At 57.3% G+C, this 13,196-nt stretch carries 15 protein-coding genes and 1 tRNA gene; 9 read left to right on the plus strand and 7 right to left on the minus strand.

The window, feature by feature from the left end:
* Window positions 1-4 precede the first annotated feature (4 nt).
* Window positions 5-169 (plus strand): Tat pathway signal protein, encoded by a 165-nt coding sequence (locus ACTF5F_RS12405; RefSeq protein ID WP_438957185.1) that lies wholly within the window; start codon window positions 5-7, stop codon window positions 167-169.
* Window positions 170-330: 161 nt separating this feature from the next.
* Here ACTF5F_RS12405 and ACTF5F_RS12410 read toward each other — a convergent pair whose 3' ends face one another.
* Window positions 331-3,423 (minus strand): valine--tRNA ligase, encoded by a 3,093-nt coding sequence (locus ACTF5F_RS12410; RefSeq protein WP_438957186.1) that lies wholly within the window; start codon window positions 3,421-3,423, stop codon window positions 331-333.
* A 72-nt stretch (window positions 3,424-3,495) separates the two neighbouring features.
* Between ACTF5F_RS12410 and ACTF5F_RS12415 the strand changes: the two genes are divergently transcribed.
* Together ACTF5F_RS12415 and ACTF5F_RS12420 are read left to right on the plus strand one after the other, a co-directional pair.
* Window positions 3,496-3,882 carry a hypothetical protein gene (locus tag ACTF5F_RS12415; RefSeq protein WP_438957187.1) on the plus strand — a complete coding sequence of 129 codons (387 nt, stop codon included), beginning with the start codon at window positions 3,496-3,498 and terminating at the stop codon, window positions 3,880-3,882.
* 9 nt (window positions 3,883-3,891) lie between these two features.
* Window positions 3,892-4,251 (plus strand): hypothetical protein, encoded by a 360-nt coding sequence (locus ACTF5F_RS12420; protein WP_438957188.1) that lies wholly within the window; start codon window positions 3,892-3,894, stop codon window positions 4,249-4,251.
* Here the strand turns inward: ACTF5F_RS12420 and ACTF5F_RS12425 are convergent.
* Window positions 4,248-4,841 carry an HD domain-containing protein gene (locus ACTF5F_RS12425; protein WP_438957189.1) on the minus strand — a complete coding sequence of 198 codons (594 nt, stop codon included), beginning with the start codon at window positions 4,839-4,841 and terminating at the stop codon, window positions 4,248-4,250. The genes ACTF5F_RS12420 and ACTF5F_RS12425 overlap by 4 nt on opposite strands.
* Window positions 4,841-5,713, minus strand: a complete 873-nt coding sequence (locus ACTF5F_RS12430) for a phytanoyl-CoA dioxygenase family protein (RefSeq protein ID WP_438957190.1) — start codon at window positions 5,711-5,713, stop codon at window positions 4,841-4,843. The genes ACTF5F_RS12425 and ACTF5F_RS12430 overlap by 1 nt, the downstream gene beginning before the upstream one ends.
* Before the next feature lie 220 nt (window positions 5,714-5,933).
* Between ACTF5F_RS12430 and ACTF5F_RS12435 the strand changes: the two genes are divergently transcribed.
* Both ACTF5F_RS12435 and ACTF5F_RS12440 read left to right on the plus strand, forming a co-directional pair.
* The gene (locus ACTF5F_RS12435) at window positions 5,934-6,257 is read left to right on the plus strand and encodes a hypothetical protein (protein WP_438957191.1); all 324 of its coding nucleotides are present in this window, start codon (window positions 5,934-5,936) and stop codon (window positions 6,255-6,257) included.
* Window positions 6,258-6,284: 27 nt separating this feature from the next.
* Entirely contained in the window at window positions 6,285-6,647 is a 363-nt protein-coding gene (locus tag ACTF5F_RS12440; protein WP_438957192.1) for a hypothetical protein, read from the plus strand.
* A gap of 140 nt (window positions 6,648-6,787) precedes the next feature.
* Here ACTF5F_RS12440 and metF read toward each other — a convergent pair whose 3' ends face one another.
* The gene (metF, locus tag ACTF5F_RS12445) at window positions 6,788-7,654 is read right to left on the minus strand and encodes a methylenetetrahydrofolate reductase [NAD(P)H] (RefSeq protein WP_438957193.1); all 867 of its coding nucleotides are present in this window, start codon (window positions 7,652-7,654) and stop codon (window positions 6,788-6,790) included.
* An 89-nt stretch (window positions 7,655-7,743) separates the two neighbouring features.
* Here metF and ACTF5F_RS12450 point away from each other — a divergent pair, with 89 nt between their 5' ends.
* Window positions 7,744-8,655, plus strand: a complete 912-nt coding sequence (locus ACTF5F_RS12450; protein ID WP_438957194.1) for a LysR family transcriptional regulator — start codon at window positions 7,744-7,746, stop codon at window positions 8,653-8,655.
* Window positions 8,656-8,732: 77 nt separating this feature from the next.
* Window positions 8,733-9,521: an inositol monophosphatase family protein gene (locus ACTF5F_RS12455; RefSeq protein WP_438957195.1), complete on the plus strand. Its 789-nt coding sequence runs from the start codon at window positions 8,733-8,735 to the stop codon at window positions 9,519-9,521.
* A 21-nt stretch (window positions 9,522-9,542) separates the two neighbouring features.
* On the opposite strand, the gene ACTF5F_RS12460 is transcribed toward ACTF5F_RS12455, so the two are convergent.
* Window positions 9,543-10,301, minus strand: a complete 759-nt coding sequence (locus ACTF5F_RS12460; protein ID WP_438957200.1) for a rhomboid family intramembrane serine protease — start codon at window positions 10,299-10,301, stop codon at window positions 9,543-9,545.
* Between the two features lie 95 nt (window positions 10,302-10,396).
* On the opposite strand from ACTF5F_RS12460, the gene ACTF5F_RS12465 reads away from it, so the two are divergent.
* The gene (locus ACTF5F_RS12465; protein WP_438957196.1) at window positions 10,397-10,936 is read left to right on the plus strand and encodes a tetratricopeptide repeat protein; all 540 of its coding nucleotides are present in this window, start codon (window positions 10,397-10,399) and stop codon (window positions 10,934-10,936) included.
* Window positions 10,937-10,976: 40 nt separating this feature from the next.
* Window positions 10,977-11,062, plus strand: a tRNA-Leu gene (locus ACTF5F_RS12470).
* A gap of 58 nt (window positions 11,063-11,120) precedes the next feature.
* On the opposite strand, the gene ACTF5F_RS12475 is transcribed toward ACTF5F_RS12470, so the two are convergent.
* Window positions 11,121-11,510 (minus strand): hypothetical protein, encoded by a 390-nt coding sequence (locus ACTF5F_RS12475; protein ID WP_438957197.1) that lies wholly within the window; start codon window positions 11,508-11,510, stop codon window positions 11,121-11,123.
* Between the two features lie 124 nt (window positions 11,511-11,634).
* On the minus strand, window positions 11,635-13,196 hold a 1,562-nt coding region (locus tag ACTF5F_RS12480; RefSeq protein WP_438957198.1), incomplete at its 5' end, for a DNA gyrase/topoisomerase IV subunit B.

A 13,196-nucleotide genomic window follows, 5' to 3' on the forward strand; every position in this document is an offset into this window, starting at 1 on the left:
GGGCATGAAGCTCAGCAGACGAGAGTTTTTGGCAAGTGCGGCAGCCGTGGCGTCGGTCCGTGCGGTGTCACAGGTGGCCACGCAGTCAGGCGGACGGCGCATTTTGACGCTGGTTTATGACAAGGCGCTAGGGTCGATGCGAGCAATCGACAAATTCGTCCCGTTCTAGGCGCGGAATCAAGCCGAAGGCGCCGCGCCCATCACCGACCCGCCCCGACGGGTTGGCGATTTGACAAGAGGTTAATCCGCACAAACGGAAGATTAATTAGGCTGCCACAAAGTGCTGCCGAACGACCTTGTTATCGCCCACCCACGGGTCGGCGATGGGCGCTACCCAATCTCTTCCAAACGCCCGATGGCGGCGGTCAGCTTGGCTTCTTCCTCTTCGCGCAGCGCAAGGTTTGCTTTGGCCTCCGCCACCACAGCCTCCGGCGCGCTTTCGACGAATTTTGGGTTGTTCAACCGCCCGCGCAAACCGCCCAGCTCTTTACCGAGCTTTTCAAGCTGCTTGCCCAAACGCGCCTTTTCGGCATCCACATCGATGATGTCCGCCAAAGGCAGCGCGAAGGACGCGCCTGCCGCTGGAACGGTCAAAGACCCTTTAGGCGCTTCATCAGCCACGATGATGCTTTCCACCCGCGCCAAACGCATGATGAGCGCCTCGTTATTCGCCAGCGCCTGAACCGCATGGTCATCCGCTACCGTCTGCAACACTGGGATCTTCAACCCCGCCGGCACATTCATTTGCGCGCGTGCAGACCGAATACCTTCAATCAGGGAAATGACCCAGTTCATCTCCCGATCCGCGTCCACATCGACCAGTTCCGCGCCATATTCCGGCCAGTCGGCGTGCACCAGCATCTTCGCGCGGTTGTCGGCAAAGCCCCAAAGCTCTTCAGTGATGAACGGCATGATCGGGTGCAGCAGGATCAAGGACTGATCGAGAACCCAGCGCAGCGTTTGCTGTGTCTCTACTTTCGCGGCTTCATCGTCGCCTTGCAGGATCGGTTTGGAAAACTCTAGATACCAGTCGCACACCTTGCCCCAGACAAATGCATAAAGCGCATTCGCGGCCTCGTTGAAGTGATACCCTTCAAGCGCTGTATCGACCGCTTCGCGAACCTTTGCCGTCTCCCGAATGATCCACTTGTTGAGCGTCAGCTGCGCATCGGGGCGTGGCGTGTCGCCGGGGTAGGGAATTTCGTAGTGTTCGGCGAAGCTGAAGGCGTTCCAAAGCTTTGTGCCAAAATTACGATAGCCTTTGATCCGCTCTTCACTGATCTTCAGAACTCCACCAAGGGCGGCCATCTGCGCGTTCGTGAAGCGCAACGCGTCGGCACCGTATGCATCGACAATCTCCAGCGGGTCGAGCACGTTGCCGCGCGTCTTCGACATCTTCTCCCCCTTCGCGTCGCGGACAAGTTGGTGGAGGTAGACGGTGTGAAACGGCAATTTGTCTTCCACCGCGTAAGACATCATCATCATCCGTGCGACCCAGAAGAACAGAATGTCTTGACCGGTGATCAGAACGTCAGAGGGGAAGTATTTTTCAAGCTCCCCCGTCCGATCCGGCCAGCCGAGCGTGCCGAAGGGCCAAAGGCCGGAGGAGAACCACGTGTCGAGGACGTCTGGATCACGAGCAATGTACCAAACTTTGACGTATCTAGCATCCTCTGGTCCATGATCAGGTGCATGTGGATCGTAGAGGTATCCATTGCCAGCTTGGATCTCGGCAACAGGTGCATCGACCACCCGTACGTCAAATCCATGGGCATCAAGATCAAAGTCCTCTGGATACGCCTTCTTAAAATGCTCCCTCGCTTGTTCGATTGCTTCAGCTTCATTTGAAGCACAGAACATCGTTTCTACGCGTTCGCCGTCTGCTGTTTTTGAAGCTGAACCGAACCACACCGGGATCTGATGCCCCCACCACAGCTGGCGGGAGATGCACCACGGCTCAATGTTCTCTAGCCAGTGGAAATAAACCTTCTTCCCGCTCTCCGGCATGATCTTGACCGTGCCGTCGCGCACCGCGTCGAGCGCCGGACCAACGATCTTGTCGGAGCGGACGAACCACTGGTCGGTCAATGCAGGCTCGATCACCACCTTGGAACGGTCGCCGAACGGCAGCATGATCTTCTTGTTCTCGATCAACGGCACGGTTTCGGTCACTTCAAAGGTCTCTCCGTCGTCGGCTTTCTCTGACCGTGTGACATCGTGCATGACGGCAAGGCCCTCGGTCGTGATATCCGCGACAACCCGCTTGCGTGCCTCAAACCGATCTAGTCCGCGATAGTCCTCTGGCACAAGGTTCATCGCGGCGATCTTCGCCTCGTCAAAATCTTCCTCACCATTTGCAATCGCTTGTGCTGTCGCCGCTTCCTCCGCGTAAGGCCGCCCATCTGACCGCATCGCACCTTTGGTATCCATCAGCGCATACATCGGGATGTTGCCACGCTTGGCGACTTGGTAGTCGTTGAAGTCATGGGCGCCGGTGATCTTCACGGCACCAGAGCCGAAGTCCGGATCAGGGTAGTCATCGGTTATGATCGGGATCAGGCGGCGCTGATCCTTGGGTCCAACCGGAATTTCACAAAGTTTCCCAACGATTGACGCGTAACGCTCATCCTTTGGGTGCACGGCAACCGCACCGTCGCCCAGCATCGTTTCAGGCCGTGTCGTTGCGATAGAGATATAGTCCCGCTCTTCCTCAAGTGTGACGTTCCCGTCCTCGTCCTTCTCGATATAGGTGTAGGTTGCGCCACCGGCGAGCGGGTATTTGAAGTGCCACATGTGGCCGTCGACTTCGATATTCTCGACTTCCAAGTCGGATATCGCCGTCTCAAAATGCGGGTCCCAATTGACGAGGCGCTTACCGCGATAAATGAGGCCCTTGTTGTACATATCGACAAAGACCTTGAGCACGGCATCATGGAAATTGCCCTCTTCCCCCTCCGGCGCGTTTGGTGCGCCGGACATGGTGAAGGCCAAGCGGTCATAATCCATCGAGGAGCCAAGGCGCTTGTCCTGCTCCACAATCGTGCCGCCAGAGAATTTTTTCCAATCCCAGACTTTTGCGAGAAACTCTTCACGCGCCATTTCTGACCGTTTGCGGTTCTCGCCATCAGCGGCCATCTGCTTTTCTACGACCAATTGAGTGGCAATCCCTGCGTGGTCCAACCCTGGCTGGAACAGCGTGTCATAGCCCTGCATCCGCTTCCAACGGGTCAGAATATCCATCAGCGTGTGGTTGAACGCATGGCCCACGTGCAGGACACCTGTGACGTTGGGCGGTGGCAGTTGGATGCAGAACGTCTCTTCCCGTGACTTATTCGCGCCCGCTTTGAACGCCTTGGCCTTTTCCCATGCCGCAAAGATGCGCGGTTCGGCTGTCTTTGCGTCGAATGTCTTGTCCATCGCCATTGTTTGGGTGTCCTTGTCTGAGTAGGCTTCGTTTAACCAAAGCAAAGACCCTCGAAAAGGGGGGAAACGAGCATGATGGAACCAAGGCATGACAGGACAGCGCCGCGATCGTGGTGGAGCTTGTTTTTTGCGGTTGGTGGATACTTTGTGATCCTTGCTGGATTAGCCTTGTTTGGCTTCACGATTTGGAGTTCGGTGGACTACCGCAAAGCCACGATGTTTGATCGGGATGGGGTGGGTGCGGATGCTGAGATCGTGTCAAAACGCACGGTCGAAAGCGATGATGACACCGACTATGACATCGTCTTTGCATATCAGGCTGGTGAACGACTGGTGAAAGTCGAACGGTCTGTGTCGTCCGGTTTCTATTATGATTGGTCTGTTGGGTCAGACGCCCCCATTCGCTATATGCCCAACCGGACGACACGCATGGAGTATTACATCGGTGGGTCCCGTTGAAAGGCCCGCATGACCCAGATGATTGGTGGGATTGTAGGGCTTTTCGGGCTCGGGCTGCTTTGGTTTTCTGGGTCTAGGGCGAACAGTGCGGTACTTGCGCGGCGCAAAGGGTATCGGACAACGGCGACGATCCAGCGGTTTGTGGAACGGAAGAATTCCGGCAAGCCAACAGGGCGCGGTTATATGATTTTTGAAACTGAAGACCGCAAGCGTGGTCAAAGCCTGGACCACAATATCAAGAAATTGCGCAGATTGGGCAGCGGCTCCCAAATCGTTGTGTTTGTGCGCAGGGAGGATGTTTGGTGGGAGGGGGACACTGGACCCCGCATCAAAGTGCTGCGTTACTTCCTGAAAATGACCGACAGCTAGGCGGTCAGCGGTTCCCGCTCGCCTGTGCGGATGACCCTAGGATCATAAGGCTCACGCGCGAACACCTCCCGCACACGGTCGGCGAAATGCTCAATCGGCAAGGTTGTGTAGTTTGGATCGAAGGAGCTTTGATCCCAACGCTCACAAAACTCTGCGCAGTCGTCAAAATAGGGGTGGCCCGCGTAGGTTTGCCGTTTTTCTGGATTCGCGCCGACGTGTGCGCCGTAGTAGACGAGTTGGAAATCGCCGTGCTTTTCCACCACCCATGTGACTTGTTCGCGGACGAAGGGTTTTAGAATGCTGGCGGCGTATTCATCGTGGTTGTAGGGCGCGAAGATGTCACCGATGTCATGAAGCAGCGCGGCAACGATCCAATCGGTGTCCGCGCCATCCCGCTCCGCCCGTGTGGCCGATTGCAGGGAGTGGCCGAGCCGTGTGATTTGATACCCCGACAGCCCCTCATCGAGTTCGACAAGTGCTTTCAAAAGCCGATCTGCCGTGCCTTTGGTGTGCGCGATCTCATGCTCGGTCAGGAAGTCATAGTCTTCCTTGTCGCCGTCTTTCATCTGCGTGAATTTGACCTGATCCATTAGTCCGCCTTCTCGTAGAAATCGCCGGATTGCGCGGCGCCTTTGATCATCACTTTGGTCTGTAGGTGCCTGATTGTGTTGTAAAGTTCCAGACTTTTTGAGGTGAATGGTTTGGTCGGAACGCGGTAGGGTTCCCACAAGCCAAACTTGTCTTCGCCGCGGGCGAGGTGGGCATAGTCCCGCTCGCCCCCGGTCTTGGCAATGCCGGGTTGGAGATATCGGATTACGATGCCGACGCGCCGATCGTCGGAGGTATTGGGCCCCGATCCGTGGATCGTTAGGCCGTGATGCAGGCTGATTTCACCAGGCTGCAATTCCATCGAGACTTTGTCGTCTTCAGCAACCTCCACACGGATTTCCTGACCCCGCGACAAAAGGTTGTTGCCGTCAAAGGTGTCTTCATGCGGCAGGATTGGGTTTTTGTGACTGCCGGCCACCACATCCATGCAGCCGCTTTCTGTGGTCGCGGGCGACAGGGCCAACCATGCAGTTGTCAGGCCGTCAATCTCCCCCATGCCCCAATAGGTGACGTCTTGGTGCATGGTCACGACCGCTTTGGTTTGTGGCTCTTTGATAAGAAACTCGACCGAATAGAGCATGATGTCTGGCCCCAAGACCCCTTCGACCGCGTTCAATATCCCCTCATGACAGCCCATCTCATGCGCGATGGGCATCACGATCTGCGCATTGATCCGCTTGTAGGTGTTGAGCGGCAGGGTCAAACCGTTGTCGAGCCATTCTGCCTCCAACGCTTCAACCCGAGCGCGGAGGGCTGTAGACTCGGCTTCGCTCATCACCCTGATCGGGAACAAGAACCCGTTGTCACGGTAGCTTTGCTTTTGCGCCTTTGAAATCTGGCCCGGCTTGGTCATTGGTGGCCTCCCTTGATGATCAAAAGATGAACGCACTGCCCGCGACATGTCGCGTCAAGTTGCGACAGGTTTTTGAGCTAAGTTGACTGGATAGTGCGCCGACGCGCATTAGGGATCTGTACAACGAGGTTTAGGAATTCCAAGATGGACAAATTCGGAAAAAGCCAGCCGTTCGAACGGGTGGAGGATTTGCGGTTTTTGGCCGGGCGAAGGGCGGTATGTGGATGACATAGCGCCCGAAGGCGCGCTGCACGCCTATTTCCTGCGGTCTCCTGTCGCCCACGGCACGATCGAGGCGTTAGATGTATCGGACGAGCGGGACGTGGAGGTTGTTGAGGCGGTTTTCACCATTGCCGATCTCGAAACGGATGGCATTGATATCACGCAAAGCGGATCATTGGTTACGCCGCGGGATGGCAGGAAAGGTGTGGACCCGATGCGCCCGCTGCTTGCCAAGGACCACGTTCGCTATGTGGGGGAACCGGTGGCGCTGATCTTGGCTGAGACGATGGCTGCGGCCAAAGATGCCGCAGAACTCATTTAGCTAGATATCGACGATCGGCCCGTCCACATGGACTTGGCAACGGGGCCCAATGAAATCCATGCAGAGGCAAAGGATAACCTCGTTTACGACTGGGACATGGGCGATGCGGAAGCGGCTGCAGCCACGCAAGCAAAGGCCGCTCAGAAGGTCAGTATCGAAATTTACGACAACCGGATCATCTGCAACTCGATGGAGCCGCGTGGCACCCACAGCAATGTTGGTGGCCAACTGCGGGGGCATTTCGAGTCGCGGCCTTTGTCCAACATCTCCCTCATTTGGATGCTGGAGCGGTTGGTAAGGTGCGGCTTGCAACTGCCCGACGACTGGCGCACCCGATTCCCGCAAGACGTCAACGCCCCGTCACTTGGCGTGTGGCACGGCTGGTCCTAGCTGCTTTGGGCGCGGCGATGGCGTGTCGTAGGGGCCTGGACTTCTGAACGGTTGCACGAAACAATCGCGGACCGGCCAGCCTCCGGGGCTGCGACGCCTCCGGCGGAGATATTTGTCGCGAAAGAAGACGCCTAGCGCGGTTATGCGACCTTGAGTGCGGAGAGGCGCGGGGTGACGCCCAAGGCGTGGCAGACTTCACGCGTCAGTTCTGGATTGTTCAGCGTGTAGAAATGCAGGTGATCGACCCCGCCTTCGATAAGGTCGTCGCACAGCTCCGTCGCGAGGGCCGTGGCCAAGAGATCGGTGCGGTTGTCGCGCTCGGCGTTCTCGAAAGCATCGGCGATAACGGTAGGGATATGCGTGCTACATGCTTGTGCGAACCGCTTGGCCCCGCTCCAGTTTTCGATGGGTAGGATACCAGGTAGGATCGGGACGGTGATGCCTGCTTTCGCGCAGCGGTCGCGGAAGCGAAAGAACGTGTCCGCCTCAAAAAAGAACTGGGTAACCGCGCGGGTCGCGCCTGCGTCAAGCTTGCGCTTGAGATAGTCGATGTCAGCCTCAGGGCTTTGCGCCTCTGGATGCGTTTCTGGATAGGCGCCGACCGCGATGTTGAAATCCCCTCGCGCAGCAATGGCGTCAATGAGCTCTACAGAGCTTTCGAAGCCATCGGGGTGTACGCAGAAGTTGTCCGCACCTTTGGGCGGATCGCCACGCAAGGCCATGATGTCGGTCACGCCAGCGGCGCGGTAGGCATCGCAAATCGCCAGCGTCTCCGCCTTCGTGGCATTGACGCAGGTCAGGTGTGCTACAATCGGCAGATCGGTGGTTTCGCGCAAGGTCGCCACCGCCTCATGCGTCCGTTTTCGCGTGGTGCCCCCCGCGCCATAGGTGACGGAGACGAAGGTGGGGTCCAAGGGTGCCAGCGTGTTGACGCAATCCCACAAGCGGAACGAGGCTTGCAGGGTTTTGGGCGGGAAGAATTCGAAGCTGACGGACGGTGTGGTCATGGTGTTTCCTCTTGAGCTTCTTGCTGTTTTTCAGATCAGCGGATATGAGGCAAATTCATAAATCTTAGAATGATTATGAAAGTGGCTCAATGCATATCGAATTTCGACACCTTCGCACCATCAAGGCTATCCACGACACCGGCGGGCTGGCGCGGGCGGCGGATTTGCTCAACATCACGCAGTCGGCGTTGAGCCATCAGATCAAAGGGATCGAGGATCAGGCGGGTGTTGAGCTCTTCGTGCGCCGGACCAAACCATTGCGGCTGTCGGCGGCGGGTTTGAAGATGCTGGAAGCGGCGGAAGCGATCCTGCCGCGCGTGTCTGCTTTGGAGGCAGAGTTTGAAGGGCTGGTCGCGGGGAGTGCAGGGCGTCTGCACATCGCGATTGAATGCCACGCCTGTTTCGAGTGGCTATTCCCTGTGTTGGAGGAGTTTCGCAAAGCCTGGCCAGAGGTGGATGTGGACATTCGTCCTGGACTTGCGTTCGACGCGCTGCCCGCCCTGAATCGGGAGGAGGTGGATCTTGTCGTCTCCTCCGACCCGGAAGACATCGCCGACACGGATTTTACCCCAATCTTTGATTATGAGCCTGTTTTTGTGGCCTCTTCCCAACATCCGTTGGCAGAGAAGAATTTTATTGAAGCGGCTGATTTTGCGGGGGAAACCCTGATCACCTATCCCGTGGATCGCCCGCGGTTGGATGTGTTTTCCCAGCTTTTGATCCCCGAAGGCGTTGTTCCCAAGGAAGTGCGTCAGGTGGAACTGACGGCAGTGATCCTGCTGTTGGTCGCCTCCAACCGTGGGGTGGCGGTTTTGCCGGATTGGGTGGTGCGGGAGGTGCGATATAACTCCGACTATGTGACGCGGCCTTTGACCAAAAGCGGCATCACGCGGCGGCTTTATGCTGCGACGCGCAGCGAGGATGCCGCGCGTCCCTTTATGGCGCATCTGTTGCGCTCGGCGCGGCAAGAGGCGGTGAAACTCCAACGGCCGTCGAAATAGGCGCAAGAGCGTGCTTGCCGAAGCCCAGTGAACCCCCTATAGCGCCCTTCTGACCCGAACATCGAAAGACCGAACTCATGGCAGGCTCCGCAAATCTGAACGTGATGATGAAAACCGCGCGCAAAGCGGGGCGCGGTTTGCTGAAGGATTTTGGTGAGGTTGAGAACCTACAGGTGAGTGCCAAAGGCCCCGGTGATTTTGTGAGCCGCGCCGATCGCCAAGCTGAAGAGACGATCCGCGAAGAACTTATGCTCGCCCGCCCAACCTATGGATTCTTGGGTGAGGAAGGTGCTGAGATAGAGGGTCAAGACCCCACGCGCCGTTGGATCGTGGACCCGCTAGATGGGACAACGAACTTCCTACACGGGTTGCCGCATTGGGCTGTGTCGATTGCGTTGGAGCATAAAGGGCAGATCGTGGCGGGTGTGATCTATGACCCCGTGAAGGATGAGATGTTCTATGCCGAGAAGGGCTTTGGCGCGTTTGTAAATGAAGCGCGCCTGCGCGTGTCTGGTCGCCACCGCATGGCGGAGGCGTTGTTCGCAACCGGTTTGCCATTCTCGGGCCGGACCGACCTGCCCGAAACCTTGCAAGACCTTGCGCGCCTTCTACCCACCTGTGCCGGTGTCCGTCGTTTCGGGGCCGCTGCACTTGATTTGGCCTATGTCGCCGCCGGCCGCTACGACGGGTTTTGGGAGCGCCGCCTGAACGCATGGGATCTTGCGGCCGGTATCCTCATCGTCAAAGAGGCAGGCGGCTTGATCGAACCGCTTGATCCCAATGGCTCCATCCTTGAGAACGGGTCGGTGATTTGCGCCAATGAGCCGATCTTTGACAGCTTTGCCAAAGTAATCCGCAAAGGCTAAAGCAGTTCCACTACCAAATTGTTAACGCCCCGATCCGGAGCCGCGTCTGACTTTGGGCATCCGCGATTTGATGAAGTCGTAGTTCGCTTCTGGATGATCCGGATGGCCGTCGGTGCGTCGCCAAAAATCTGCCGCACCAGACCTGAGCCAAACGGGGATGGTGAGCAGCAAGCCGATGACGAACCCGCTCGCATGCGCCCAATAGGCGACGCCGCCGCCTTCGGCAGAGGTGCCAACGCCGTTAAAGACCTGCAACCCGAACCAAAGTGTCAGCATGATCCATGCGGGCAGGGGGAAGATGCGGATGATAAAAACAAACAATACAAAGATGTCGACCTGCGCCTTTGGGAAGAGCAGCAGATAGCCCCCCATGACGCCCGCAATCGCCCCTGATGCGCCGACCAGTGGCACCGGCGATGTCGGGGCCGTTAGGTAATGGACATAGGTCGCCGTAACTCCTGACATCAGGTAAAAGATCAGGAACCCGGCGGAGCCCATCTTGTCTTCCATATTGTCGCCGAAAATCCACAAAAATAGTATGTTGCCCGCCAAATGCATGAAGCCGCCGTGCAGGAACATGGAGGTGATGAGACCGGAGTACGCCTCTCCCTCGTTCAAGCGGGCGGGGATCAGAGCGTAGTCAAAATAGAATTGGCTCAAGGCGCGGTCGTCGGTGAGCGCGGCAAGACCGTAGACATAGATCAGAACATTCACCGCGATCAGGATGTAAGTGACGATGGCGGGCCGTTCGGCAGGGTTGTGATCGCGAATTGGAAACATGGGTGTACCATCGGTATGCGCGCCGGTGGGGTCAAGCGCGATTGGCTCGCCTGCGTCAAACTTGACAGATGCGATAGGTGCGCCAGTTCTGGCGTATGAGAACAATAATCCTCTTCCTTTGTCTTGCGGCGACACCGCTGACTGCGATGGCCTGTCCGCCTGCGCCGGATCACCGGCTGAAAACGGCGGAGATTATTGCGGCACTGCAAAACTCATCACCGCAGGAGGCGCCGGCCTATTCCTCCGCGCTTTGGCTGCTTTGGCGGGACGCGCCGGATGCGAAAGCGCAGGCGATGCTGGACCTTGGGATTGGGTTTATCGGGCGACAGGATTTTGAGCAGGCGAAGTTCGTTTTGACGCAGCTTGTGGAATACTGCCCAGAATACGCCGAAGGCTATAACCAGCGCGCATTTGCGGCCTTTCTGGCACGGGATTTTGAGGGGGCTTTGGTCGACCTCGACCGGGCTATCGCGCTGAATCCTGTACATATCGCAGCGATTTCGGGCAAAGGTCTGACCTTGCTCGGACTTGGCCGCGATGAGGAGGCGTACCAAACGATCCGCGATGCGCTACAGCTCAATCCGTGGCTGTCGGAGCGGCGCTTTCTTCCCAAGGACGACAGCACAGACATCTGAGTCTTGCCGCCTTTTGGCGAACCGCCTAAGAGGGTGTCGTGCCCCCGTGGTGGAATGGTAGACACTGGAGACTTAAAATCTCTTGGGCGTATGCCCGTGCCAGTTCGAGTCTGGCCGGGGGCACCACTGATCATCGTCCAAGGGCGATTGAGATAATCAAGTTTCCCGTTTAGGTCGCATTGGTTCAGAGATGGAAACGCAGGGTTTCCGTCTGGTTCGTTGTTTTTCTCGTAAATTCAAGCATATAGGGGATGAAGGCCTGTGTTGAGTAAAGCGTAAGTAGGTGAACCTGTGTCCCTAAGAGGCTCCAATAGTGATCTTTTGCAGCGTATCGCTGCGCAGGTCCAATCACAACAACAAGTCCACCCAAGACTTTGGCGACAACGCTTCCTCTCTGTCGCCCCTCAATTCGAGCTAAATTCTTCTGCGACTCATCTCGATCGTTGCGAATTACTTCAAGTTCACGCTTCAAAGCAGCATTTTGATCAACAATGTTTTGACAAGCGCCTGCAATCAACTTGCTTTGAGAAGCACCTCCAAGTGACCGGCCGCCCTCATCGGATAAACCGTTCAACGCCTTACTGACATTATCTTGTCGAGGAGAAGTAGTGATATAATCACTCGGCTCTAGTATTTACCCTGAGATGCCCTGTTTAGCTTTGCTTTCGAATTCGGGTGGGTTGGTTTCATGGTGTCACTCAAACATCCAACTCCTCAACAAAGCGCGCGTTCTCTTGAATGTACTGGAACCGCAGCTCTGGCTTCTTGCCCATCAGACGCTCGACCAAATCGCCCGTCTCGCCCGGCATATCGTCGTCGATGGACACCCTGATCAACTTCCGCGTGGCGGGGTCCATGGTGGTGTCTTTGAGGTCTTTGGCATCCATCTCCCCCAGACCCTTGAAGCGCTGGACGTCGATTTTGCCTTTGCCGCCCAAGCCCTTTTCCATCATCCGGTTTTTCTCTGCGTCGTCTGCTACATAGAGCCGCTTGGCGCCTTGAGTCAGGCGGTAGAGGGGTGGGCAGGCGAGGTAGAGGTGGCCTGCGTCGATCATCGGGCGCATCTGGGTGAAGAAGAAGGTCATCAGGAGCGAGGCGATATGCGCGCCGTCGACGTCTGCGTCGGTCATGATAATGATCTTGTCATAGCGTAGATCATCGACATTGAAGCTGGTGCCGAGGCCGACACCGAGCGCTTGGGTGAGATCGTTAATCTCGGCGTTTGATCCCAATTTCGAGGAGGCCGCGCCGAGAACGTTCAAGATTTTGCCGCGTAGGGGTAGCAGGGCTTGGGTTTTGCGGTCGCGGGCCATTTTAGCGGAGCCGCCCGCGCTGTCGCCCTCAACAATGAACAGCTCTGTCCCCTCGCGGTTGGTGGCGGAGCAATCGACGAGCTTGCCGGGGAGGCGGAGTTTTTTGGTAGCGGATTTGCGGGCGGTCTCTTTTTCCTGTTTACGGCGCAGGCGTTCTTCTGCGCGGAGCACGAGGAAATCGAGGATCGCTCCTGCGGATTTCGTGTCCGCCGCCAGCCAGTTGTCGAAGTGATCGCGCACTGCGCCTTCGGTCATTTTCTGCGCGGCTTCGGTCGACAGGCGGTCTTTGGTTTGGCCGACGAAGGCGGGTTCGCGGATGAAACAGCTGACGAGAGCACACCCGCCGGAGATCAGATCTTCGCGCGTGATAGAGCCCGCCTTCTTGTTGTTGACCAGCTCGCCGTAAGCCTTGATGCCCTTCAGGATCGCGGCCCAAAAGCCGGTGACATGGGTGCCGCCTTCTGGCGTCGGGACGGTGTTGCAGTAGGACTGGGTGAAGCCGTCGCGCGAAGGGGTCCAGTTGATCGCCCATTCGACCTTGCCCGGCTCGCCAAACTTTTCCTGAAAGTCGACAGTGCCCGCGAAGGCGTTGTCGGCGTAGGTGGTGGAGGTGTCGAGCGTTTCTTTGAGGTAATCGGACAGACCACCGGGGAAGTGAAACGTCGCCTCCGTCGGGGTTTCGCCGTCGTCGATTGCGGATTTCCAGCGGATTTCAACGCCAGAGAAGAGGTAGGCTTTGGATCGGGTCGATTGGAAAAGGCGGGCCGGTTTGAAACGGTGGGAGCCGAAGATTTCAGGGTCGGCGTGGAAGGTGACGGTGGTGCCGCGGCGGTTTGGGGCGGAGCCGACTTTCTCCACAGGGCCCAGCGGGATGCCGCGGGAGAAGCGCTGTTCGACTAGCTCTTTGTTGCGCGCGACTTGGACGATCATCGAGTCTGAGAGCGCGT

It is taken from the genome of Cognatiyoonia sp. (genome assembly GCF_965661665.1).
Taxonomy (GTDB): domain Bacteria; phylum Pseudomonadota; class Alphaproteobacteria; order Rhodobacterales; family Rhodobacteraceae; genus Cognatiyoonia.

Bases quoted from the DNA above. Each gene is read 5' to 3' on its own strand.
- ACTF5F_RS12405 (WP_438957185.1), top strand. From the start codon at position 5: ATGAAGCTCAGCAGACGAGAGTTTTTGGCAAGTGCGGCAGCCGTGGCG.
- ACTF5F_RS12410 (WP_438957186.1), bottom strand. From the start codon at position 3,423: ATGGCGATGGACAAGACATTCGACGCAAAGACAGCCGAACCGCGCATC.
- ACTF5F_RS12415 (WP_438957187.1), top strand. From the start codon at position 3,496: ATGATGGAACCAAGGCATGACAGGACAGCGCCGCGATCGTGGTGGAGC.
- ACTF5F_RS12420 (WP_438957188.1), top strand. From the start codon at position 3,892: ATGACCCAGATGATTGGTGGGATTGTAGGGCTTTTCGGGCTCGGGCTG.
- ACTF5F_RS12425 (WP_438957189.1), bottom strand. From the start codon at position 4,841: ATGGATCAGGTCAAATTCACGCAGATGAAAGACGGCGACAAGGAAGAC.
- ACTF5F_RS12430 (WP_438957190.1), bottom strand. From the start codon at position 5,713: ATGACCAAGCCGGGCCAGATTTCAAAGGCGCAAAAGCAAAGCTACCGT.
- ACTF5F_RS12440 (WP_438957192.1), top strand. From the start codon at position 6,285: ATGGACTTGGCAACGGGGCCCAATGAAATCCATGCAGAGGCAAAGGAT.
- metF (WP_438957193.1), bottom strand. From the start codon at position 7,654: ATGACCACACCGTCCGTCAGCTTCGAATTCTTCCCGCCCAAAACCCTG.
- ACTF5F_RS12450 (WP_438957194.1), top strand. From the start codon at position 7,744: ATGCATATCGAATTTCGACACCTTCGCACCATCAAGGCTATCCACGAC.
- ACTF5F_RS12455 (WP_438957195.1), top strand. From the start codon at position 8,733: ATGGCAGGCTCCGCAAATCTGAACGTGATGATGAAAACCGCGCGCAAA.
- ACTF5F_RS12460 (WP_438957200.1), bottom strand. From the start codon at position 10,301: ATGTTTCCAATTCGCGATCACAACCCTGCCGAACGGCCCGCCATCGTC.
- ACTF5F_RS12465 (WP_438957196.1), top strand. From the start codon at position 10,397: ATGAGAACAATAATCCTCTTCCTTTGTCTTGCGGCGACACCGCTGACT.